This is a genomic window from uncultured Lactobacillus sp. (genome assembly GCF_902491705.1).
In the GTDB taxonomy this organism is placed as follows: domain Bacteria; phylum Bacillota; class Bacilli; order Lactobacillales; family Lactobacillaceae; genus Lactobacillus.
In genome coordinates this window covers 1-23,950 of the sequence record NZ_CABUIW010000012.1, presented here as the reverse complement: position 1 = coordinate 23,950, position 23,950 = coordinate 1, and the positions used below count along the sequence as shown (strand labels likewise).

The 23,950-nt window shown below is 38.0% G+C and carries 18 protein-coding genes and 1 tRNA gene; 4 read left to right on the top strand and 15 right to left on the bottom strand.

Translation table 11 applies throughout. The features are described from left to right. Nucleotides 1-25: 25 nt before the first annotated feature. From pcrA to RDN22_RS03680, 15 genes are all read right to left on the bottom strand, one after another. On the bottom strand, nucleotides 26-2,272 hold the full coding sequence (gene pcrA / locus RDN22_RS03750) for a DNA helicase PcrA (protein ID WP_308556049.1): 2,247 nt from the start codon (nucleotides 2,270-2,272) through the stop codon (nucleotides 26-28). Nucleotides 2,273-2,505: 233 nt separating this feature from the next. Then, complete coding sequence (locus tag RDN22_RS03745; RefSeq protein ID WP_308556047.1) at nucleotides 2,506-4,050, bottom strand: transposase; 1,545 nt, start codon at nucleotides 4,048-4,050, stop codon at nucleotides 2,506-2,508. A 182-nt stretch (nucleotides 4,051-4,232) separates the two neighbouring features. Further along, on the bottom strand, nucleotides 4,233-4,880 hold the full coding sequence (locus RDN22_RS03740) for a glycoside hydrolase family 73 protein (RefSeq protein ID WP_308556045.1): 648 nt from the start codon (nucleotides 4,878-4,880) through the stop codon (nucleotides 4,233-4,235). Nucleotides 4,881-4,964: 84 nt separating this feature from the next. Then, nucleotides 4,965-5,052: transfer RNA gene (locus tag RDN22_RS03735), tRNA-Leu, on the bottom strand. An 81-nt stretch (nucleotides 5,053-5,133) separates the two neighbouring features. Then, nucleotides 5,134-5,589 carry a SprT family protein gene (locus tag RDN22_RS03730; RefSeq protein WP_308556043.1) on the bottom strand — a complete coding sequence of 152 codons (456 nt, stop codon included), beginning with the start codon at nucleotides 5,587-5,589 and terminating at the stop codon, nucleotides 5,134-5,136. Next, the gene (locus tag RDN22_RS03725; protein ID WP_308556041.1) at nucleotides 5,586-6,284 is read right to left on the bottom strand and encodes a glycosyltransferase; all 699 of its coding nucleotides are present in this window, start codon (nucleotides 6,282-6,284) and stop codon (nucleotides 5,586-5,588) included. Before RDN22_RS03725 ends, RDN22_RS03730 begins: the two co-directional genes overlap by 4 nt. Next, on the bottom strand, nucleotides 6,281-7,717 hold the full coding sequence (locus RDN22_RS03720) for an oligosaccharide flippase family protein (RefSeq protein WP_308556039.1): 1,437 nt from the start codon (nucleotides 7,715-7,717) through the stop codon (nucleotides 6,281-6,283). Before RDN22_RS03720 ends, RDN22_RS03725 begins: the two co-directional genes overlap by 4 nt. 1 nt (nucleotide 7,718) lies before the next feature. Then, nucleotides 7,719-8,870, bottom strand: a complete 1,152-nt coding sequence (locus RDN22_RS03715; RefSeq protein ID WP_308556037.1) for a CDP-glycerol glycerophosphotransferase family protein — start codon at nucleotides 8,868-8,870, stop codon at nucleotides 7,719-7,721. Between the two features lie 90 nt (nucleotides 8,871-8,960). Further along, on the bottom strand, nucleotides 8,961-11,630 hold the full coding sequence (locus RDN22_RS03710; RefSeq protein ID WP_308556035.1) for a calcium-translocating P-type ATPase, PMCA-type: 2,670 nt from the start codon (nucleotides 11,628-11,630) through the stop codon (nucleotides 8,961-8,963). A 184-nt stretch (nucleotides 11,631-11,814) separates the two neighbouring features. Beyond that, nucleotides 11,815-12,597, bottom strand: a complete 783-nt coding sequence (locus RDN22_RS03705) for a CPBP family intramembrane glutamic endopeptidase (RefSeq protein WP_308556034.1) — start codon at nucleotides 12,595-12,597, stop codon at nucleotides 11,815-11,817. 207 nt (nucleotides 12,598-12,804) lie between these two features. Continuing rightward, entirely contained in the window at nucleotides 12,805-13,635 is an 831-nt protein-coding gene (gene nadE / locus RDN22_RS03700) for an ammonia-dependent NAD(+) synthetase (protein ID WP_308556032.1), read from the bottom strand. Further along, nucleotides 13,632-15,110 (bottom strand): nicotinate phosphoribosyltransferase, encoded by a 1,479-nt coding sequence (locus RDN22_RS03695; protein ID WP_308556030.1) that lies wholly within the window; start codon nucleotides 15,108-15,110, stop codon nucleotides 13,632-13,634. Before RDN22_RS03695 ends, nadE begins: the two co-directional genes overlap by 4 nt. A gap of 81 nt (nucleotides 15,111-15,191) precedes the next feature. Further along, entirely contained in the window at nucleotides 15,192-16,280 is a 1,089-nt protein-coding gene (locus tag RDN22_RS03690; protein WP_308556028.1) for a glycosyltransferase family 4 protein, read from the bottom strand. Between the two features lie 7 nt (nucleotides 16,281-16,287). Continuing rightward, entirely contained in the window at nucleotides 16,288-17,016 is a 729-nt protein-coding gene (locus tag RDN22_RS03685; RefSeq protein ID WP_308556026.1) for a WecB/TagA/CpsF family glycosyltransferase, read from the bottom strand. A gap of 282 nt (nucleotides 17,017-17,298) precedes the next feature. Further along, the gene (locus RDN22_RS03680) at nucleotides 17,299-18,615 is read right to left on the bottom strand and encodes an RNA-guided endonuclease TnpB family protein (RefSeq protein ID WP_308556024.1); all 1,317 of its coding nucleotides are present in this window, start codon (nucleotides 18,613-18,615) and stop codon (nucleotides 17,299-17,301) included. 97 nt (nucleotides 18,616-18,712) lie between these two features. Here RDN22_RS03680 and tnpA point away from each other — a divergent pair, with 97 nt between their 5' ends. From tnpA to RDN22_RS03660, 4 genes are all read left to right on the top strand, one after another. Beyond that, entirely contained in the window at nucleotides 18,713-19,177 is a 465-nt protein-coding gene (gene tnpA / locus RDN22_RS03675) for an IS200/IS605 family transposase (protein WP_308556022.1), read from the top strand. A gap of 41 nt (nucleotides 19,178-19,218) precedes the next feature. Beyond that, nucleotides 19,219-19,605 carry a glycerol-3-phosphate cytidylyltransferase gene (gene tagD, locus RDN22_RS03670; protein ID WP_308556020.1) on the top strand — a complete coding sequence of 129 codons (387 nt, stop codon included), beginning with the start codon at nucleotides 19,219-19,221 and terminating at the stop codon, nucleotides 19,603-19,605. Nucleotides 19,606-19,766: 161 nt separating this feature from the next. Continuing rightward, complete coding sequence (locus RDN22_RS03665) at nucleotides 19,767-20,849, top strand: LCP family protein (RefSeq protein ID WP_374043087.1); 1,083 nt, start codon at nucleotides 19,767-19,769, stop codon at nucleotides 20,847-20,849. Nucleotides 20,850-20,883: 34 nt separating this feature from the next. After that, nucleotides 20,884-23,850 (top strand): sulfatase-like hydrolase/transferase, encoded by a 2,967-nt coding sequence (locus RDN22_RS03660; protein ID WP_308556018.1) that lies wholly within the window; start codon nucleotides 20,884-20,886, stop codon nucleotides 23,848-23,850. The last annotated feature ends 100 nt before the right edge of the window (nucleotides 23,851-23,950 follow it).

Here is a 23,950-nt window from a genome sequence, read left to right as displayed (position 1 = left end):
CTGATTAAAATATCTTTTAGTCAAATTATACCTTTTTAATTGGTGCAAACGCAGCTAAAAGCCTCTTGATACCCTTACCTGTAAAGGCAATATCAAGTTCCATGTCTTCGCCTGTACCGCTAACCTTAGTTACAACGCCGCGGCCCCAAGATTTGTGTTCTACTTGGTCGCCGACGTTCCAGCCCTTCTTTTCAGCACCAACAGCACCACTAGCCTTTTTAGCTGTGTAAACTTGTGCACGAGCACGCTCTTCTTTTCTAGCAAATGGAGCCGATGTTGCTGAATAGCTTGATTGAATAAAGCTGTTCTTCAAGCCTTCATTTTCTTCTTTATGGAGGTCCTTAGAATCAATTTCATCCAAGAATCTTGAAGGTGGATTGTTCTGCATTCTACCGTACATCATACGTGAATATGCATTAGTCAAAAACAGTTCTTGCTTAGCACGGGTAATTCCAACGTAAGCTAGACGACGTTCTTCTTCAAGTTGACTATCATCCATCATTGAGCGTTGAAGTGGGAACAAGCCATCTTCCATGCCAATCAAGAAGACAACTGGGAATTCCAAACCTTTAGCAGCGTGCAAAGTCATCAAAGCTACTTGGTTATCGTCTTCGTCTAAATCATCTTGATCACTCAAAAGAGATACTTCAGCTAAGAAGTCACTTAGTGGATTTGATTCATCTTCATCTGGTTCATAATGGTCGTCAAAACGTTTAGTTACTGACAAGAATTCGTCCAAGTTTTCAAGTCTAGTTTCGGCTTCAATAGTGTTTTCAGCCTTCAAAGCATCAGTATAATCGAAGTCTTGTAAGATCTTTTCAGTTAAACCAGTTACGCCATTAGTTTGTGCATAAACAATTGCATCACGCAATTTTGCACCGAAATCATTAAGTTTCTTAGCAGCACGTGTGCTAATTGAGCTTTCTGCCACATGGTCCATCGCATCTAGCACGTTATAGTGATTATCATCGGCAAAAGTTAACAACTTATCCACAGTTGCTGCACCAATTCCACGTTTAGGCGTATTAATAATTCGGTTCATGCTCATTGTATCGGCAGGGTTAGCCACTAATTTCAAATAAGCCATGATGTCTTTAATTTCCTTACGGTCATAGAACTTGTGACCACCAACAATTTGGTAAGGAATGTTTGACTTAACAAAGGCTTCTTCGACTGTACGTGATTGCGCGTTAGTTCTATAAAGAACCGCAAAGTCTTTGTATGCACGCTTTTTATCTTTAACTTCTTCTTGGATCTTAGAAATGATGTAGTGTGCTTCGTCATCGCCGCTTTGAGCTTGGTAGTAAGTAACCTTTTGTCCTTCGCCTTGATCTGTCCACAAGTTCTTGTCTTTACGGTTCTGATTATTCTTAATCACTGAGTTTGCGGCAGACAAAATGTGACCAGTTGAACGGTAATTTTGTTCCAATTTAACAGTTTTTACGCCGTCTTTTTGGTAATCATGCTCAAAGTTCATGATGTTTTCCATGTTAGCGCCACGCCAACCGTAAATTGACTGATCGGCATCCCCAACAACACAGATATTCTTATATTGCGCAGCTAATGCATGACACAATTGATATTGTGCTTCGTTAGTATCCTGGTATTCGTCAACCAAAATATAGCGGAACTTATTTTGATAATAATGCAGCGTTTCTGGATCTTTTTTAAACAAAACTAATGTCTGCATGATCAAATCATCAAAGTCCATGATTTGGTCTCTGCGCAATCTTCTTTGATATTCCTTATAGATCTTGGCTGCCATCTTTTCAAAAGGTGATGAAGCAGCAGTTTCAAAAGCTTCTGGATCAAGCAGATCGTTTTTACCATTAGAAATTGCAGCTAAAACGCCACGTGGGTCATACATCTTAGGATTGATATTTAAGTCCTTTTCGATGTGCTTAACCAAAGTCAATTGTTCAGCTGAGTCTGCAATTGAAAAGTTATGGCTGTAGCCAATCTTATCTGCATCTCGACGCAAAATTCTTACGCAAAGAGCGTGGAAAGTTGACATCCAAATATTTTCTGCGGCTGGGCCAAGCAATTTTTGCTCACGTTCACGCATTTCAGTTGCAGCCTTGTTAGTGAAGGTAATGGCCAAAATATTCCATGGTGCCACTTGATTTTCTTCAACTAAGTAAGCAATACGCCTTGTCAATACAGAAGTTTTGCCTGAACCTGCACCAGCAACGACCAAAAGTGGGCCTTCAGTTGTCTCAACAGCTTTTTTCTGTTGCGGATTCAAACCAGCTAAGATAGATTTTTCGCTCATTATTGTCCCCTTCACAAAAATAATTCATTGATTGCAACTTAAATATTATGTCACAAATTTTGTTTCAAGTTGATACAAATTATATCAATCTTTATAAAAATACTGCCTAGCTAACAATCATGATTAGTCATAACATCTAAGGCGAGAAATTCATTCAATTTCTGTTCTTAAACTATAATCATTCAAGCTAACTGCTTAGCATTTTTACCAAAATTATTTATAAACTGATACTCCTAAAAAACAGGAGACCATTTATCGGGGTGTGACACCAACCCGATTACCCGCTTTTCAGTAGCTTTTTTGCCATTGCTATTGCGGAATACCTGTAAATTGAAATTATTATCATATTTATGTGCAATCTGTAAAGCTCCGTTAATATCTGCATTAATTAGAATGCCTTGATTGCTCTTAAACAGACCGCGGTGAATACGTCTATTTATTGGACTTTTGCCTTGCCTCTTTCGGCTTTTATTGCCGTTCTTCCAGATGGATTCTTCATAATCGAAGAAACTGGTTTGACTGGTATAAGCCTCTGGCTGTGAAATCACATCAATACCATAACGCTTCGCCTTATATTCAAGAAGCATGATAACTTGCCGATGAGGAATACCTACGAAATTTTGATTAGTTTGTTTACCCATCTTAGTCTTTTGTTTCCAATACTTGTTACGTCCAATAATAATCTTTTCAGCCCCACAGCTAATCGCATATTCAAGGACACGATCGGTTGCTTTGTGGATTGCGTCTAAGATTTTATTATTGCGCCACTCGGTTAAACGACTATAGCGCTTGCCGGTATGGTAAATGGTTTGAATCGTACCATCTTTCTTATGAACAGTAATGCCTTTTTGCTTACATTGAGTAGTTTTAACCTGTAAGAGAGCTTTACGCTTGTTATAGTAGTGATTAACCGATTTAATACCTTTTCCATTAATAATAAGTGGAGCAAAATCCGTATTATTAGTCACTAAGGCTAAAAGATTATCGACACCGGGATCGCCACTTACAATTATACCTTTCTGTCTTTTAGGGACAGGCAAGCCCTTATAAGTAGTCAGAGGCTCATTAGAAACTATATAAGAAACACAAAGCTTAACACCATTAGTAATTGGTTTGAGCCAAAAGCTTCTGATTCTTCTCCTGGGTTCTAATTTATTTAGCCATAGATCATTACTTTTACCATAGACCGCTTCTTTAAGGTATGGCGACATTTTCACCTTTAACCCCAGCTTGTCATAGACAATATAATCATCCTTAACCTTAATCGTCTGAGTATCTAGTTCAGTAGAATGTCGTTTACCTTTAGCTAGATAGCTGGGCAATTTAGGTGCAGATAGATATTTATAAGGGTGTGTCTTGAAATCACTTTTGGCTTTAAAATAAGAAGTCCAAGCATGTTGTACGTTTCTTACAATTGAGTTAATAATCTTAGTATTAATACAGTCAAAATAAAGGGTATTTTGCCCTTCTTGCGACTGCTCTTTGATTGCTCTAGCTAATTCAGTAGCCGTTAAGCTCTTACCAAACTTAGGTGTTTGCTTTATATGACGTGCCTTGCTCATATGAAGTTCATGCTTGAAAGCACGGATATTATTGAAATAATGTCTGCGCACTAAATAAGTGAGTTCGTTATAACAGTCATTACTCCAGTGTAATAATTCATCCAGCATAGGATTGTCGTAAATGTAGTAACTATCGCACAAAACAGTAAGATGAGCCATAGTTTCTTTAAGCTCTTGCTTAAGTTCTTGTCTGCCCTTTTTCTTTTTGTTCGTCATAGCTTTCACCGCCTTTCTCAGTTTTTATAGTTATTTATTACTTAAATCTTTAATTTGTTTTTTTAAGTTTTTCTTAGAAGAATAATCTCCCATAGCAAAACAATGCAATAGAGAAATTATTTCTTCAAAAAACTCTTCTTTAATCATACCAAAAAAGCAACGAACATTCGTTGCTTTAAAAATTACTTGTCATATTTTTCTAGATCAAATTGTTCAATTAAATTAATCAATTTGTCTGCATAATCTGGGTCGGTGGCGTAACCATCTGTGACTAGTGCTTTAGCTTGCGTCTTATAATCTTTTGCCGCTAAAACGTGCTGATATTGCTTGTGGTTCCACGTAGTCCCATTTTGGAACAATCTAGCGTGAGCTCGAATAGAAGCCTCATATGAGTCGTATATTTGGAAACGCGCCTTAACAGTGACCCACTTGTTTTTGACATATTCTTTAGTTGTCATTACGGCAGACGTATTTGGGTTGGTTCCTTTTACGCCAAACAAGTTGTTGTATTTTTGTGACAAATCACTTTGACCATAATTACTTTCAAGGCAAGCTTGCGCAACCGTAATACTTGGCAAAAGATCATAGGATTTATCCACTTCACGCGCGATTGGCCCAATCTTTTTAATGAAATCTTTTCTCTGCTTAAGCAGTTTAGCCTCTTCTTGTTTACGTTGAAGCTGTGCTTGTCTAATTTGTTCAGATTGAATTGCGTAGCGACGATAGTATCGAAAGCCGACGAAGGCCACCATCAAAACAAATAAAATTATAAATACACGAACAACGAGTTTTACACTTTTTGGTATTCTTGATTTACGCTTTTTTGCCATAGTTCTAATTCCTTTAATACAATTAACTCAAGTATACCCGATTTTTGAGTAAAAAAAAGAAGTCGCTCACTGCGACTTCTTAATTGGTGCGGGCGAGAAGACTCGAACTTCCACGATCTAAAGCGATCACAAGATCCTTAGTCTTGCGCGTCTGCCATTCCGCCACGCCCGCGGAACAGTAACTATAATAGACTAAAATCGAGTGATGTGCAAGTAAAATTTGAAAATAATTTATTTTTATTTATTATTTACTTTAAAAAGTGCGCGCTAATCGCAAGCGCCCCTTGCATTTACCGCATCTATACCGATTGGTATTAATTTTTCGCATTCGTGGATATTTCAAGCCGCAATTTTCACATTCATACAAATATTTATATTTCCGTGCTTTTTTCAATCCAATATCTGGCGCATAACGACTGCCACCCACTTTTTTAAGCAGTATTTTAAAATCGCGATCTTTGTGCTGGTAGCCTAAACCCAGTAAATGCAAATGATAGTGGCACAGTTCATGTTTAATAATGCCCACTAAATAATCATGATATCGCGGCTCAAGAAAATGCGCGTTGATTTCTAAATGATGGTCATCTAAATGATAGCGGCCACCTGTTGTGGTCATCCTGCGATTAATTTTTACTGTATGCAAAAAGGGACGGTTAAAATAGTCCCTTGAAATTTTTTCTGTTAACTTTTGTAATTCTTCTTGTTTCATCGAATCCACTTCGCATAAATGCCTGCACCTTTTGGTGTATTAATATGGCGCTTTAAGTCAGTCACAATCTTATGTTTAATAGAATGCTTACCGTTCATCCAAGTTCCTGTAAATAGGTGAATACTCTTAGAATCTTTTGAAGGGTTGCACAAAACGCCGTCAGGATAAACATGGATGCCTTCTTTTAACATTTGTTCCTGGTTGCCAATTTTTAGTCCATACTTATCAATCAACATGTCGGTTACAGAAATGCTGTTTACCCCTGCCATTTGATTGTTCACGTCATATTCAAAGTTGCGGTCTTTGTAGTAGTCCAAGATGTCCTGCATAAATGGGTGGCCTTTTTCTGCACCAAAAATTGCAGCTGACAAGTAATCATTATTTTCAAAGCCAATAAAAGCACGATCATTGAGCAATGGCGTTAAATCACTAATTACTCGCACATCAGTGTCTAAATAAATGCCACCTTGCTCATAAATAGCGCGTGCTCGAATATAGTCTGAAACAAAGGCCCACTTTTTAGCGTGATATGCCTGCTCAATATACTTATTTTCATGCATATCAAAATTGTCTTCGTTCCATTCCACAAATTTAAAATCAGGCAAATTTTTCTTCCAAGTGGCAATGCATTCTTGGATGATCTTGCTTTTAGGATTATGCCCAACCCATACATAATGAATTGTTTTTGGAATCATTTTCTACCTCGTTTAAAGAAATTCTTGCATAGCTTGATAATGTCTTCGTTGAAGTCTAGCTTTAATAAGAACATCAATGCCATGTAGATAATCAGCATCACAATTGATTTGAATACCATGTTGAAAAAGGCTGAAGGAATAAAGTTAGGCATAAACATCCCTGCCGCCAAGGTAACGATCGCAATTAAAAAGTATTTAGGCACGTCGTGGAAAACATACTTAAATTCGTAGCCGTCGCGCACAACCCACAAACGAAGTACCAAAACTACGGCTTCTGTAATTAAGATGGCGATCATTGCGCCCATAGCGCCGTAATGACGGTCGAGAAGGTAGCTTAAGATAATTTCTAAAATAGCCCCAATCACTACAGGTACAGCATAGTCCTTATCACGGCGATTAGCCAAGGCAAACTGATTGGCAAATACACCACCGGTTGGAATCATGATAATGGTCAGTGTGAACCAAAACATTAATGGCGTCATTGGGATATATTTATTACCAAAGAAAAACGGCACGAATTGCTTGGTGTTAGCCATAATGATCACAGCAAACAAAGTCCCTAGCATCACGGTAGCTTCAAGTGACTTTTTCATCACAACTTTTTGAGCATCTTTACCTTCACTAGCCATCTTAGGCATGATAACCAAAGAAATACTGGTGATCACACCCAAAATCATGTTGGAAATGCGCTGAGAGTTATCATAAAAAGATACTTGCGTAGAACTAGAAAAAAGTCCCAAGATTGGCTTATCAAGCGAAGTATAAATTTGGGTGGCAATCTGTGGAATCATCAAGGTTCCGATAGCAATTGCTGTCTTTTTAAATTTATAAAAATGAGCTACAGGCTTGCCAACGTAGCGGTGGATATCAAACCAAAAGACAAATGACCCAAGCATTGTTGAAACAGACATGATCAACAAATATTTCCACAAATCGCTTGGTGATTTAACCCACAATAAGATCAAAACTACGCTGACTAATTTTACTGCTGTATTTTTAAGCACAACTCTACCGAAGTCGGCTAGCCCTTGGAAGAACCAGGAAATATCTACTTGTGCTGAAATTAAATATGGCACCATTAATAAAATGTAGAACCAGTATTGCACGTGAAAAACAGTCGTAATAAAGACGGTCAATGCAATAGTAATTACGCCGGCAATGCCTTGAAAATACCACAAGCCCCAGAAAGCTTTAGTTAATTCTTCTGGTGTACCATAAGTCCGCGTTCTTGAGATTGTCCGCATCCCGACATAGGAAACTGACAGAATACAAAAAATCATCAAAAACTGTACAGTGTTATTAACGCTGCTGTAGATACCATATGTCTTTGGTCCTAAAACTCTAGACAAATATGGCACAGTAATCAGTGGCACTAAGACAATAAAAATCTGGTAGACCGCGTTATACAGAATATTTAAAAATGTTTTTCGCATATTATCCTCTATACTCTTGCGTCATAAATTTAAAGACTTTTTCGCAATATGTTCCCTTCACTTGGCTGGTCAAATGTAGCCAGTACAAGCGACGGTTAGCGATTTGTTGGTTATCTAAGTGATCCAAGTTGGCAATTAATTCGCGCTCAGAATTAACATTAATTCCCGGGGTAATTTCACCGTATGGACCCATCAATAGACCACGCGTTTTTTCATATTGCTGCAGGAAGTTAGTGACGAAGACAATCGGCTTGTTTAAATGCAAGTAGTCGAAGTAAATTGATGAGAAGTCCGTCATTAAGAAGTCGGTGTTGACTAGTAATTCATATAAGTCGTAGTTATTGTCAAACAAGTAGTTATTGTTTAAAAAGGCGATGTTTGAATAATTACTTTTGAAGTTGGCAAATAAGCGCATTTCGTAGGGATGCAATTTCACTACCAAATACTGATGACGCTTCTTTAATTCTTTATTTAACTTTTCACCATCAAAGTCGTCAAAGGCAAAGAAGTTACCTTCCTTTATCTTGTCCATGATCGACTTGTCTTCAAGCTCATATCTAAAAGTAGGCATGTAAATACCAATCTGTGCCTGATCATCTTCCACATTGAACATATCTTTTAAAAATTGCTTTTTGCTAATAGTAGGATTTGATAAAAGATCTAAACGAGGAAAACCGATCTTATGGTATTTCTTAGTTTCAATTGCCATGCAGGCACTCATTAGAGTTTCGTACAAATCAGAACTTGAAGCTACAATATCAGCTGCTTTATGCCACAACTTTTCATTACGCTTATTGTCGCGGTACTTAGTATTATTGGCCATAATGCCCATTCGCTTCAATGGAATGCCGTGCCACAATTGAACATTAATTTGGTGTTTGCGCACCTTAAAAGGTTGATGCGTAGTAATAACGTAGCGCGCTGCACCAATCTTTTGCCAAGTTTCCCATTTAAGGTGGGAGGATGGCCATGGTTCAACCAAAGTAGTGTTGTATTCAGGATGGTTAAGCAGTAGCCATTTATAAAAGGCATAGCCATTAGAGCCAGAACGACCTGAACCATTCAAAATCACGATATTGTTGTTTTCCATCGTGGTAAAACGGGCACGGAATTTCATCCAAGCCAAATAAAGACGAAATAAAAAACTTTTCATATATTAACTTCCTAAAAAATAATCTATTGAATAAAGCATATAAAAAAAGCTTGAGCAAACTCAAGCTTTTTTCTTTATTTTTGCCAAACTTTATTCTTTCCCCATTTTTCTTTGGAAGAATTTGACAATTTCTACAATTACGATCATGGCCACGCCGGCAAGTAAGACTACCAACCATTGAGGACCATCAAGTTCAGTTACATCGAAGAACTTAGTCATAAATGGCAATTCAACAGCCGACATAATCAATGCTGCAATAATGATTGCCCAGTTAAACCACTTGTTTGAGAAAGTGTGCTTTCTGAAAATTGATTGGTGAATGAACTTGGAGTTAATCGCATGGAACAATTGAATAAGACCTAAAGTAAGGAAGGCCATCGTCAATGCATCCCCGTGCTGCAAAGTTGGATTTCCTACGTGTGGCCCAACATGAAGACCAAGTTGATATGCACCAAGTACTAAAGCACCTTCTAGAATGCCTTGATAAATAATGGAGCTAGCAACACCGCCGCTGAAGAAGTTGGACTTCTTACCACGAGGCTTACGCTTCATAATACCATCTTCAACTGGTTCAACACCTAAGGCAATAGCTGGTAAAGTATCAGTTACTAAGTTGATCCAAAGAAGTTGGACTGGAGCTAAAATGTCCCAGCCAAGCATCGTCATCATGAAGACGGTTAAAACTTCACCTACGTTACAACTCATTAAGTACAAGATAGCCTTTTGAATGTTACTAAAGACTTTTCTACCTTGCTTAACAGCTTCAACAATAGTGGCAAAGTTGTCATCAGCTAAGACCATGTCACTGGCACCCTTAGATACTTCAGTACCAGTAATCCCCATACCGATACCAATGTCGGCTTGCTTCAAACTTGGAGCATCGTTAACACCGTCACCAGTCATGGCTACGATCTTGTCGTTTGCTTGCCATGCTTTAACAATTCTAACCTTGTGTTCTGGAGAAACACGAGCATAAACGCTGTAGTCGCCTACGTGTTTAATAAAGTAGTCATCACTTAATTTATCAAGTTCAGCACCAGTTAAAACGCGTTTGTCTTGACCCTTGTCGATAATACCCAGTCTTTCGGCAATAGCTTGAGCCGTAGTCTGGTGGTCACCAGTAATCATAACGGTTCTAATTCCGGCACTCTTAGCTTCGGCAACAGCGGCCTTAGCTTCGCCACGTTCTGGGTCGATCATGCCGACAAGTCCAGCAAAGATCAAATCTTGCTCAACATTGTCAGTACTTGGATCATCATAAAGCTGATCAACTTTCTTATATGCCAAACCCAATACACGTAAAGCTTGCTTAGCCATATTCTTGTTACTTTCAAGAATAGCTTGCTTTTGTGCATCCGTAATTGGTTCGACCTTGCCATCTTTTTCTATCTTAGTGATTCTTTGTAAAAGCATGTCAGGAGCACCTTTAACGGCAACATAATATTGATCGCCGTCTTTGTTTACGGTACTCATTAACTTACGCTCTGAATCAAATGGAACTTCTTGAACACGCTTGTATTCATCAAGCATCTTTTCAACATCGATACTTTGATCAAATGCGAATTGAATTAAGGCTGTTTCTGTTGGATCACCTAACAAGTCCCCACCGTTTTCAATTTTGGTATCGTTAGCCAAAACCATTGATAAAAGTGCAGGATTAGTATCAGAAATCTTTTCACTGTCATCATGTACTGAACCGTCATAGAAGACCTTTTCAACGGTCATTCTATTTTGGGTTAAAGTACCAGTCTTATCTGAACAAATGATGTCAGTAGCACCTAAAGTTTCAACGGCAGGTAATTTTCTAACGATCGCCTTATGCTTGGCCATCGTTTGTGTACCTAAAGCCAAGATAATCGTTACAATAGCTGGAAGTCCTTCTGGAATTGCGGCCACGGCAAGTGAAACGGCAACCAAGAACATGTTGATCATCAAAGTTGAATTACGGTCGGCTGGAGAAGCCTTCAAAACGCCGACGGCAAAGACGATCACACAGATTGCCAAAATCATGATGGTTAAAGTCTTACCAAGTTGATTCAAGTTGCGCTTCAAAGGAGTATCAGTTTCATCGGCATTGTTAAGCATTGTGGCGATCTTACCAACTTCAGTGTGCATCCCAGTACCCACAACAATACCTTCACCACGTCCATAAGTAACATTGGTGTTAGAGTAGGCCATGTTTACCCGGTCACCCAAAGCAATGTCATCGCCAGTTAAGGTTTCGACCTTCTTTTCAACTGGAACAGATTCACCAGTTAAAGCTGATTCTTCAATTTTTAAGCTGCTAGCCAAGGTCAAACGCAAATCGGCTGGCACAACGTCGCCGGCTTCAAGCAAAACGACGTCGCCTGGCACCAGTTCAGTACTTGGAATCGTTACGATGGCGTCGTTACGCCTTACATGCGCATCTGGCGTCGCCATCTCCTTCAATGCTTCAATAGCAGCTTCACTTCTTGCTTCTTGGAAAACACCTAAAATGGCGTTCAAGATAACAACGATCATGATGATGGCTGCGTCAGTCCATTCGTTAGCAACCACCCCTGATAAAATAGCTGCGATAATCAAAACGATAATCATGAAATCTTTGAATTGATCGACAAAACGCATGAACATGCTTTGCTTCTTTTTGGAAGCTAAGGCATTTTGGCCATACTTTTCTAGTCTGGCTTTAGCGTCGCTATCACTCAATCCAGTATCGAGGGATGTTTTTAGCTCTTTTTCCACATCGGGTATCGACTCGGTGTAATATTTTTCAGCCAATTTATTTTCCTCCTTAGTAATAAAAAAGAGACTCATATGCTCACTCGCACATAAGTCTCACTAATTAAGATAAGCCCAGAAGTTATTAGCTTCGGTTGTTGAGCCTATCGCAAGCATCTTGCTGTTACTCCCTTACGACAAGTTCATTATAGATAATTTTATATCGTTTCACAAGTTAATTCTTCTAGTTATTTCTAAGATAGTCGCGGTTAATCAGCCATAGTGAAATTAGTGACAAAACGATCAATATTCCCCAAAAAATTAAAATATTCGACCAGCTGCTTTCTCCAACTGACATTGAACGAATTGCAGGCTGTAAATCAAACAAAAAGTGAACGATCGGTGTAACTTTCATGTTGTTGGTCAAAACGTGAATCAACATAAATATTAGTCCTAAAGCAAAGGCATAGAAGACCTGCTGACCAGTTGCGTTCCAACTTTGGTGAGTTAAATTAACTAAGTGAATTAAGCCAAATACAGCAGAGCTAATTACGCTGCTCCAGAAAATGGAATAGCGACTATTTTTCAAAAAGGCTAAGCAAGTATTAAACGCTAAATTCCGCATCAAGAATTCTTCGCCAATTCCGGCGCATAACGCTACACAAAAAGTCATGATCATTGGCGTGCTAGATAATTTGAAAACTGCGATCCAGTTGCCCAGTTTGCCAAAAATTACGATAAAGCCGAAGAAAGCCAAAAGAATAATGGCTATTGCCCGAGTAGACTTCTTCAATTTAGGCCGCCTAAAAAATACTTTAGTTGTTTGGCTAAAACGCACACACAGTACGGCTACTATAATGACAACGATTAATCCAACGACCGTATTCCATGGCTTAGGAATTCTAAAAACATCTGTGGTTGAGAAAAAGAATCCGACATAAGTATAGACCAACATCAAAATGGCCCATGCCAGCAGCATTTTAAGTTTTGAATATTTTTTACTGTAAAGCTCAATATTGTCTTTCATATCGACACCCCTAATACAAAAAAGCGCTTTATTAATTCAAATTATACTAGTTTTGTAATATAAGAGACCAATTATGGTTTAACTATTTCACTAATTCAAATATGGTATACTAAGGTTGCGACAAAAATTGTGAAGATTAGTTATACACTATACTCAAAAAGCCTCACTGGTACGAACAGTGAGGCTTTTTTACATCTATTTAATTTTTTACTTTTTGTAAAAGTCATCAAAAACAGTTACAGGCAAGTGACGCTTGTGCTTGCTCTTGTTCCATAATTTTTCAATTTGTTCAGCAGCCTTGTCGCTAACTTCCTTGCCTTCAAGGTAGTCATCGATTTCTTCGTAAGTTACGCCAAGTGCAACTTCATCTGGCAAATCTGGCTTTTCTTCTTCAAGGTCAGCTGTTGGAGCCTTTTCATAAAGGTGTTCAGGACAACCCAATTCCTTAAGAAGCATCTTACCTTGACGCTTGTCCAAACGGAACAATGGAGTAAGGTCAGCTGCACCATCACCATACTTAGTGTAAAAACCACTGAAGTTTTCTGCGGCGTGGTCAGTACCTACAACGGCACCATTATTTGCACCAGCAATAGCATATTGGACAACCATTCTTTGACGAGCCTTAATATTACCCTTGTTAAAGTCAGTAATCTTTTGGCCAGTTGCTTCAACTACCTTAACCATTGCATCAACTGGTTCCTTAATGTTAACGATCAAATCTTGGTCAGGGTGTTGGAAAGCTACAGCATCTGCAGCGTCGCTGGCATCAGCTTGAACGCCGTAAGGCAAACGAACAGCGATAAATTGGTAAGAATCATCGCCAGTTTCCTTACGCATTTCTTCGATAGCCATTTGGCAAAGCTTTCCAGTTAAAGTTGAGTCTTGACCACCAGAAATACCCAAAACGTATGACTTAAGGAATGGATTAGCCTTTAAGTAATCCTTTAAGAAATCGATTGAACGTCTGATTTCTTTCTTAGGATCAATTTCAGGTAAAACATGTTCATAGGCAATAATTTCTTTTTGTAATTCTCTCATCGACCAATGCTTCTTTCTCTAATCTTACGACGAATGTCTTGAATAAGGTCCATTTTACTTTCATACAAGTTTTGTGACAAGTCTACTGGGTATTCTTGTGGGTTCAAGCTACGCTTGTATTCATCCCATAAGCCGTCCAAGTTATCAGCACAGAACTTCTTGATCTCATCAAGACTTGGTTGTTTGTAGACCAATTTACCATCTTTAAAGATATCATGCAAAAGTGGGATAGCAGTATAGTCAGTAACTACCTTGTTGATGTAAGTGTATTGAGGGTGGAACATAAATAATGCGTCAAATTTACGTGGGTCTTCGTTATAGCGAGATACCCAGTCACCTTCATTTTTCTTAGCAGTATTAGCGCTGATACGCCATACTTGCTTCTTACCTGGAGTAGAAACCTTAATTGCGTTTGAAGAAATCTTCAAAGTATCACGCATTGCATGAACTTCATCTTCCATAGCAACCAACTTGTAAACTGCACCAAGTGCTGGTTGGTCATAAGCAGTAATGTACTTAGTACCAATACCCCAAACATCAATCTTGGCACCTTGCATCTTCAAGTTAGTGATGGTGTTTTCGTCCAAGTCATTTGAAGCAAAAATCTTAGCATCAGTATAGCCAGCATCGTCTAATTCCTTACGAACTTGCTTAGAAATGTAAGCCATGTCGCCAGAGTCGATACGAACACCCAAGAAGTTAATCTTGTCACCCATTTCATTAGCAACCTTAATTGCGTTAGGCACACCACTTCTTACAGTGTCGTAAGTATCAACTAAGAAGACACAGTTCTTGTGTGTTTCAGCATATGCCTTAAAGGCATCGTATTCGCTACCAAAAGCTTCAACCAATGCGTGAGCGTGAGTACCTGAAATTGGAATACCAAATAACTTACCAGCACGTACGTTACTAGTTGAATCAAAACCACCGATATAAGCGGCACGTGCACCCCAAATAGCAGCATCAGTTTCTTGAGCACGACGAGAACCGAATTCCATTAAGCCATCATCTTTAACAGCCAACTTAATTCTTGCAGCTTTGGTAGCAAGCAAAGTTTGGAAGTTAAGGATGTTCAAAATAGCAGTTTCAACTAATTGACATTGAGCAAGTGGTCCTTCAACTTGAAGGATTGGTTCGTTAGCAAAGACCAACTCCCCTTCCTTCATTGAGCGAATTGAAAGTTTCAACTTCAAATTACGTAAATAATCAATGAAGTCATCATCGTAGCCTTCTTCTTCTTTTAAGTATTGAAGGTCGCTTTCTTTAAATTTTAAATTCTTCAAATAGTCAATGATGTGTTCAAGTCCCGCATAAACGGCATAACCGTTGCCAAATGGCTCCTTGCGGTAGAATGCTTCAAAAACGGCGTTGCGGTCTGCAATACCTTTCTTGAAGTAGGTGTACATCATATTAATTTCATATAAATCAGTATGTAATGCCAAAGAATCGTCTTTGTCTAATTCTGGGTAAAACATTGTTTCTCTTTCTGTTAATTAAAAATTACATTTTCGTTTTTAATTATACAGCCATCAGCAGTAGATGACCACAATCCAACTTTACAAAGTGCGATACACTGCTTCAATTGCATCTAATTGATTCTTAACTGAGAAATGTCCCTCTGCGTAGCGCTTTTCGGCATTAGCCATCTGACGTAATTCCTGACTAGATTTGTTTACAGCTAAGCTAATTTGTTCGGCAATTGAATCAATATCACCGACTTTAGCAATAAAGCCATATTCAGGCCCAGGAATCATCTTATGAATATCACCAACATCTGTGGATAAAATTGGAATCAAATTGTCGGTTGCTTCTAAAAGCACAAGTGGAAAACTTTCAGAATATGAAGTCAAAACGGCAAGGTCGATTCGCTTGTAAAGGCCGCTCAATTGATGGTGAGTCATAAAGCCGTGGAAGGTAACTTGTGGAGCCATGTTTAATTGTCTAGTTAAGGCCTTAAGTGGTTCAAGCTGACTACCGTCTCCTGCAATATGCAAGCGAATATGTTGGTCATTCAGCCTTTTAACCGCCTTAAGTAAAAGTTCTTGTCCCTTAATCTTTTCGGTTCTAGCAACGTTAATGATGTTGAAATAAGTGTGTTCATACTTAGCAGGAATTTCACTATCGCTGTGGAAAACAATTCCGTTGTAAATGACATGCACCTTTTTAGGATTTAGCTTTGTCTTGTCGATTAATAATCTGGCAAAACGTTCAGTAACTGCAAAGACGCAATCCGCCTTCTTTAAGGCACGAAGGTTTAATTTGGTAAAAATATTGCCCAATAAACCGCGTCCTTCAAAATCCAAGTAAGGATTTGAGTGCACTGTAATACACCAAATTGCATGAATTCTCTTATGAATTAACGAAAGAAAAAGGTTAGCTCTAGCTCCATGAGTGTGGACAATGTCATAATGTCCATCATTGATAAATCTTGTTAACTTTTTCAAACTAGCCAAATCATAGCGGCTATTTGCACCTAAAACATGGGTAGTAATTCCATGCTCACGTGCTTTTTCTGCTACAGGCCCCTCTGCTAAAGTTAACAATTCGAAGTCCTTGCCTTCCTGTTTGGCCTCAGTTAATAAATTTACAATATGCGATAAACCGCCACCATTTTCAAGACCAGCATTTACATGCAAAACCTTCATTATCTGCTTATTTTCCTCTCTTCGATTTTCCAACTCGTACAACGAACTGCGGCAAAACCAACATTCTCTTGAAGCGAGATGGATTAGTAATTAAACGATAAAACCATTCTAAATGTGTCTTTTGAAACGCTTCTGGCGCTCTTTTGACAAGACCAGAAAAGACATCGAAACTTCCGCCGACTCCCATCATTAGGGCTGGAGTTTCATTCTTACGCAAAATTGCGAGCAACTTTTCTTGCTTTGGAAATCCTAGTGCCGCAAATACCATATCAGGTTGCGTCTTTTCAATTCTGCGAGCAACTAAGTCTAGATCATCTCTGAAGTAGCCATCTTCTGCTCCAACTAAATTGATATTAGGATATTCCTTTGCGATCTTAGCTTGAACTGCATGGATTACTTGAGGCTTAGCACCAATTAAGTAAACTCGGCTGCCGCGCTCATTAGCTACATCCATTAGCCAAGTAAACAGATCATAGCCAGTTACCCGCTCAGGCAAAGGCTGCTTAAGCATCTTAGCTGCTTTAACGATGCCAATTCCGTCGGCAGTAATGTAATCCGTGTCGTTCTTCAAAATTTTCATAAACTCGGGATTCTCATTAGCTGCCATCACGATTTCAGGATTGGCAGTTACTATAAAAGTAGACAAGTGATTATTTAATCGATTAATAAATTCATTTTGAAATTGATTAAAAGTTTTATTATCAAAATCAACGCCTAAAACATTAACTTTGTCCATTTTTTGCACCTCACGCGTATTCTCATCTAGTATCTATTTTACCATTTGAAAACACAAGCATGGAAATGATGTTCAAGTTTCACATTTTCTTTAAACATGATAAGATTGTTTTAAGTCAACCACCCCGGAACAAATTCTAGGGCTTGAGAGCAGACTAATACTTAGACCAGTCTGAATCTCAACTAGTTTAGATACAGACATAGCTTACCCGATTTTGTAGTCAGGCAGAGGCCTATCTAATTACCAAAACCATAAGTCGTGGGTTGCCTACGACTTTTTTCTTTACCAAGTTCCTTGGTATTTTTCTAAAATATTTTTAGCTGCGTTCCAATCTCGAATATGTTTTGTATGACAGAGCGGACAAGTCCATTCTCGATCACGCAAGCTTAATTTACGATAACCATTTCGTCCCATGATTGTCCCACAGTTATTGCATCTTTGAGTAGTATATTTAGGGTCAATCGTGGCAAACTGCTTACCATACAAGTTTGCTTTGTACTCAAGCATACTTAGGAAAGTACGCCAACCAACATCAGATATTGACAGGGCTAAGGCATGGTTTTTGATAAGATTTTTACTTCTTAATTCTTCTGCTACCACCAGATCTTGGTTTTCGATCAATGCAGTAGAGAGAATATGCAAGAAGTTTTGTCTTTGGCGTCTAATTTTCGCCTGTAAACTAGCAACCTTTTGGCGCTGTTTTTGATAGTTCCTAGAATTTCTTAGGGCACGTCCCTCGCTCTTGGCTCTGCGCTGTCTGCGAGAAAGAACACGTTGCAACCTAGCAATTCTTAGCTTGTTCTTGCGATAAAAGCGCGGGTTAGCCACGACAGCACCATTTGAATCAGTCAAGAAGTTATCTAAGTTTAAGTCAATACCCAGTTGCTTGCCGGTTTGGACTTTTGGCTTAACAAATTGGGTATCACTCCCTAGCTGCATTGCTAGATAGAATTGATTGTCAGCGGTTTTCTTGATTGTGACAGTCCCAATGCGTGTTGGAATTTGGGCTTTGAATCGCTCTCTAACTAGTTTACGTAAGCCCGATATTCTAACGATTCCCAATTTAGGAACTCTAACATGCTTTAAATCAATAAATCTTACTGTTCCATTATCAAGATAGGCTTGATCTTGTTCAATATACTGGCAATTAGTTTGATAAGACCAGTCGCTTCTCTTTTTATGAAAAGTAGGAATACCGCATCCAATCTTATGATAGTTTTTCCAAGCTTTATTGTAGTTTTGTACTGCATTAGCTAAAGAAAGACTATCAATATCTTTTACACGCAAAAAAGCGAATTTATCTCGCAAAGCTTTAGGAGTAACGATTGAGCTTTTCAGTTCAAGCATATTGTTAACCTGTGCAGTTTCAAAAGCATTCATTTGTCCCATCACAAAGGGCAACGGGCCATTTAGCTGCTTAACACGGCTTGTTGCATGTACTCGATAAGCTAAGCGATTAATTCCTACATATTGATTGTAAACAAAGCGTTGCGCATCATAATTATGCTTAATAATTCTTTTTTGCTTGTCGCTAGGATAAAACCGTAATTTTATCCCAAAATGATATTCCAACTGGCTCATTCTCTTTAATTTACCCATAGTTTTCACCTCTTTTCTTATTTGCTTTAATTATAGACTATGACTATAATGTGTTCAACTAATATATTTATTATAGTAAGGACATGAGTACAAGACTATGAGAAAGAAGAGAGAAAAAATAAAAGACGCAGGCTATGAAAAACACTACGTCTATAACACTCATTATCACTTGATTTGGTGTACTAAATATCGCAATCAAATCTTTAATAATGAGAAATTAGCTAATGAAATGAAAGACATCTTGCTTGAAACAGCGGAGCTTAATGACATCAAAATTGAAAAGATGGAAGTAATGCCTGAATATGTTCATCTCCTGATTAGTTTTCGACCTTCAAAAGCAGGTTCTAGTGTAGTTAAGGCACTCAAAGGGAGAAGCGCCCTGATGTTTTTGAAAAAGCATCCTGAAATCAAAAAACAAAAGTGTTGGGGCGGACATTTATGGTCACCATCTTACTACTTTGGTAGCATAGGAAACATGTCAAAAGAAATCGTTGAAAAATACATCAATGATCAAGTTTATAATACAGTCAAAGACAGCAAGTTCTATCCATCCCCACATTAAAATGAGAGGATTTTTGGGTATATTTAATTAAAGGAGATATTATGAAACGAGTAATTACTTATGGTACTTTCGACCTGCTTCACTATGGTCATGTGCGCCTTCTTAAAAGAGCAAAAGAATTAGGCGACTATCTAATCGTGGGTCTTTCAACTGATGAGTTCAATGAATTCAAAAAGCACAAGGAAGCCTACAACACTTATCCAGAAAGAAAATACATCTTGGAAGCTATCCGCTACGTCGATAAGGTCATCCCTGAAAAAGATTGGGATCAAAAGATCGACGATGTGAAGAAATACGATATTGATACTTTCGTGATGGGCGACGACTGGAAAGGCAAATTCGACTTTTTAAAGCCATATTGCGATGTGGTTTACCTGCCACGTACACCTGGTATTTCTACTACCAAAATTAAAGAAGATTTGAAGTAAAACCTAAAAGCTAATAGTCATTTTCTTGTATGACTATTAGCTTTTTTGTATTCTCGGGCTTTAATTATCTATTTTTTTAATATCTCTCATGTAATTAATGTATTGGATCTTCTTTTATGAGGGCACTATAGTACTAATGAATTACGAAAGAGGTGTTAAACATGGAGAAAAGACCAAATCAGAGTCGCGTGCAATTAAGCAAAATGCGTGCTCGAAAGCATAAATGGTTTTGCTTCATTGCAGTCATGCTAGTTTTATTAGGAATTGGTGTTTTCTTTAATAACCTTTATTCCAAGACAAAATCCGCTGTCAATAAAACTTATGATTCACAAAATAAAACCACAATTAAGCGCGGAGAATTCAACGGCCAGCATAAGTTTGCAGTCTTATTAATGGGGACTGACACTGGTGCGCTGAATCGAAAAGATAAGTTTGGCAATACAGATACGATTATCCTGGCAATTGTTAACCCGCAAAAAAAACAATATAGTTTGGTTTCAATTCCACGAGACAGTATGGCCCAAATGATTGGAACTAAAAATTTTGAAGTACAAAAAATTAACGCAGCCTACCAAATTGGTGGTGCAAAGATGTCGATGGCTTCTGTTTCAAAACTAATCAACGTTCCGATCAAATACTACGCCATTATCAACATGGGCGGAATTACCAAAATGGTCAGCTATGTTAACGGCATTAACTTACGACCTAATTTAAGTTTTAAATACGATGGCTTTTCTTTTAAAAAAGGTCAATTAACCCACCTTAACGGTAAGGCTGCTCTGGCATATTCACGAATGCGTTATCAGGATCCGCTAGGCGACTACGGCCGTGAACAAAGACAGCGCCAAGTAATTACTAAGCTAATCCAAAAAGCCGATTCAGTTAATTCCTTAACTAATTTAGAGCCTATTTTAGATTCTGTTTCTAACAACGTCCGGACTAATTTACCTTTTAATGCATTAGAGCAAATCGCCGTTAATTACCGCTCTTGCACTAACAACGTTAAAAATGATTATCTCCATGGCTACAGTGCGATGATTGGCGATGGCGCTTACCAAATTCAACCTACTAAAGAATTGCAACGAGTGTCTGACTACTGCAGAAGCGAATTAGGCTTAAAGCCTGAGACGATCGAAAATAATGAAACTTACCAAAATCAGCGCAATATCAAAGCTGGTTTTGAATTTGGCAGCGATCAATTACAAGATTTCCATATTTACAGCAGTTATGAAAGTGAGAATTAAATATAGAACATTTTTACTAAGGACCTGATTATCAATGAATCAAAGAAATTCCAAGAGCTTATCAATTTTCAAAATAATTTGCCTACTTCTGGCTAGCTTTTTCATGATTGCAGAAGCATTTGATTTTAGTGCCAGCTTCAGTCGTCTTCCTCTAGGTAGTCTATTAAGGTTTGTTCCAAATATGGCTAAGAATGCCACTTTGATCTTCGTACCAATGGTATTCGGAGCGGTTTACAGCAAGAAAAAAGTGCATCCCGCCGAAAGCTTTAAACTTTGGCTAATTGCAGTTGTGACTTTAGTACTCTACTATTTAACCTTCTTCTGCCACAACCTCAATGATTTTAATACGTGGGACTTATGGGGCGTTTTCTTCCCTATCTTGACCAGCACTTCCGTATTATTATCAGCTATCATTTTCAGCTTGCTGGTTCAACCTTACATCTTTGACTTACAGCAAAAATTGACCACACGTCAAAATCTTCTACTGCTCAGTCTACTTACTACATTAGGCTTTGCCACAAGTGCAGGGACGATGTCATTTAGATATTCTATCTATGGAATTTATTTGATTCTCTATTTTGCTTGGGGAATGTTCTTAGCTAAAACTCAAATTACTGCCAAGTGGCTAATCCCTGCTGGCATTGTCTCCTTTATCGCTATCTTCATTGGTGTTCCGGGCTTTAATGGTGTTTTCTGGTACCAAGCTTTATCACAAAGAAGTGGCGGAACTTGGAACAGAGAATTTTTGAATAATCCAACTTCACCATTGATGCTCATCATGGTTTTAGCAGCCTTCTTAATCTTCAAAAAGGTAATTGCAATTTTAACAGATCATGAAATGCGCTACTTTATTCCGGTGATTATTTTCATGCAAGCACCCATTTCAGCACATTTCATGAGTTCTTTCCGAATAACTCCTAGTGCCGGCATCAATAAGTTCATCATGATCGTCATTATGATGATTGTTAGCTACTTATTAAACCAGCTCTACAAACGCTATCTCTTCAAGATCAAGTCATTTCGAATTCAGCTTCAGTATTTTGAGAGTCATAACAATCTAATTGAAATTATTGAAGATAGCTGGCTAAAATTGGGGCTTTGGCTTAACAAGCATAAAGTCACCATCTTAACCTGGACATGGCTTTATCTAATAAGCTTTGCTTCATTTTTAATTGAATCAAATAATCTTCGGATTCAAATTTCAACCGCTAAAAATATCAATGCTGTTGTCTTCTTATTAGGAACTAAATTCTTTGCAATCATCCTTACGACAATTTTCTTGTATGCCTTATTCACTATTCTTTATTTTGTAACTACTCGCTACTGGACCTCTATTACTTTAGTCAGCGTTTTAATCATCGGCTGGGCTATTGCTAACAAAGTTAAATTGAATTTACGTGGTGAGCCAATCTATCCTAGTGAATTATCCGAGGCATCCAACTTTAAGACGCTAGTTCCAATGGTGGGGCAAAGCTTATTGATCACAGTTGGCATCATCTTAATTGCGGTTATTCTTTTAGACATCTTCTTAGAAGTCAAAGTTCCTATTAAAAAGCAAAGTTCGCTGATTAAAAGAGGTGTATGGGCTTTACTCAGCTTATTGTTATTTTTAACGCCAATGCGCTTTAATCATGACGGCAGCGTGATTTACTACCTCAACCGCGGTTTTGACAATATTCAATCATTCAGAAATCCTGAGCGTGATATTCAAATCAATGGTCCAGTTTTAAACTTCTTGAATTATATTGATTTGCAAATCATGAATCAGCCAGAAAATTATTCTGAAACTGCAATCAAGCAAATAGATCAAAAATACACGAAGGTTGCGGCTGAAATTAATAAAACAAGAAAGGTTCCTTTAAAGAAGCAAACGATCATTTTTAACTTAAGTGAAGCTTTTGTCGATCCTTATACTTTCCCAACTATTAAGATTGATAAATCTGCTCCAAATCCAGTCAAATATATTCAAAGTTTAAAGAATAAATCAACTTACGGTTATATGCTTAGTGCTGGCTACGGTGGCGGCACTGCCAATATGGAATGGGAGACTTTAACCGGCTTTAATATGGGGATGTTCAAGACCACTTTGACCCCTTATGTTCAAATTGTTCCTAATTACAAGTACTACCCAACCATTGGAATGGGCTTTAATTACAAGTCTGCAGTCCACCCATTCATCGGCACTTACTACTCAAGAATTGAAGACTTCAAGAGATTTAAGTTCGATAAATTCGTTTACTTAGGTTCTAAATATAAGATCATTGATCAAAAGAAGTTCGGATCTGATCCATACAATTCTGACTTTACTGCTTATGACAATGGTTTAAGACAAATCAATAGTCAAAAAGGTGGTCAATTCATTAACCTAATTACCATTCAAAACCATATGCCTTATAACAATTGGTACCCACATAACGAATATATGGGCAAGATCTCTGGTGATCTATTTAAAGGCGGTTCAGTTAAGCAACAAATGGCAACTTACGTTAAAGGTGTTCAATACACTGATCAAGCAGTGAAGCAATTTATCGGTCAAATCAATAAGATTAAAAAGCCAATCACAATTGTCTTTTATGGTGACCACTACCCTGATGTCTTGTCACAAACTTACACCAGCAGATATCCGGTCCAAATGCACTCTACCCGCTACTTTATTTATTCAAATAAATATGCCCGTGAACATGGTGCTAAGACTAAACTAAATAGTAAGAGTGCTTATGTGAACAGCTCTGACTTTATTGCGATGATGCTTGAACAAACTGATTCTAAAGTTACGCCATATCAGGCTTTATTAACTGAAATCCATGAAAAATTACCAGCAATTACTATTAATTACGCTGGTAACAAGGGCTTTGAACTCATTAATCAAAAAGGCCAAAAAGTCGATGCAAAGACTTTAACCTCATCTCAACAGGCTCTACTTAAAGATTATGAAATTGTTCAATATGATATGACAGCTGGCAAAGCTTATAGCTTAAAGGCTCCAGGATTTTATAAATAAGTTAAACAAAAAAATACCCCAATCCCACTCAAATTGAAGTGAGACCCAAAAGTTAGACACTTTTGGGTCTTTTATTATGACTAAATTTAATAAAGAACAA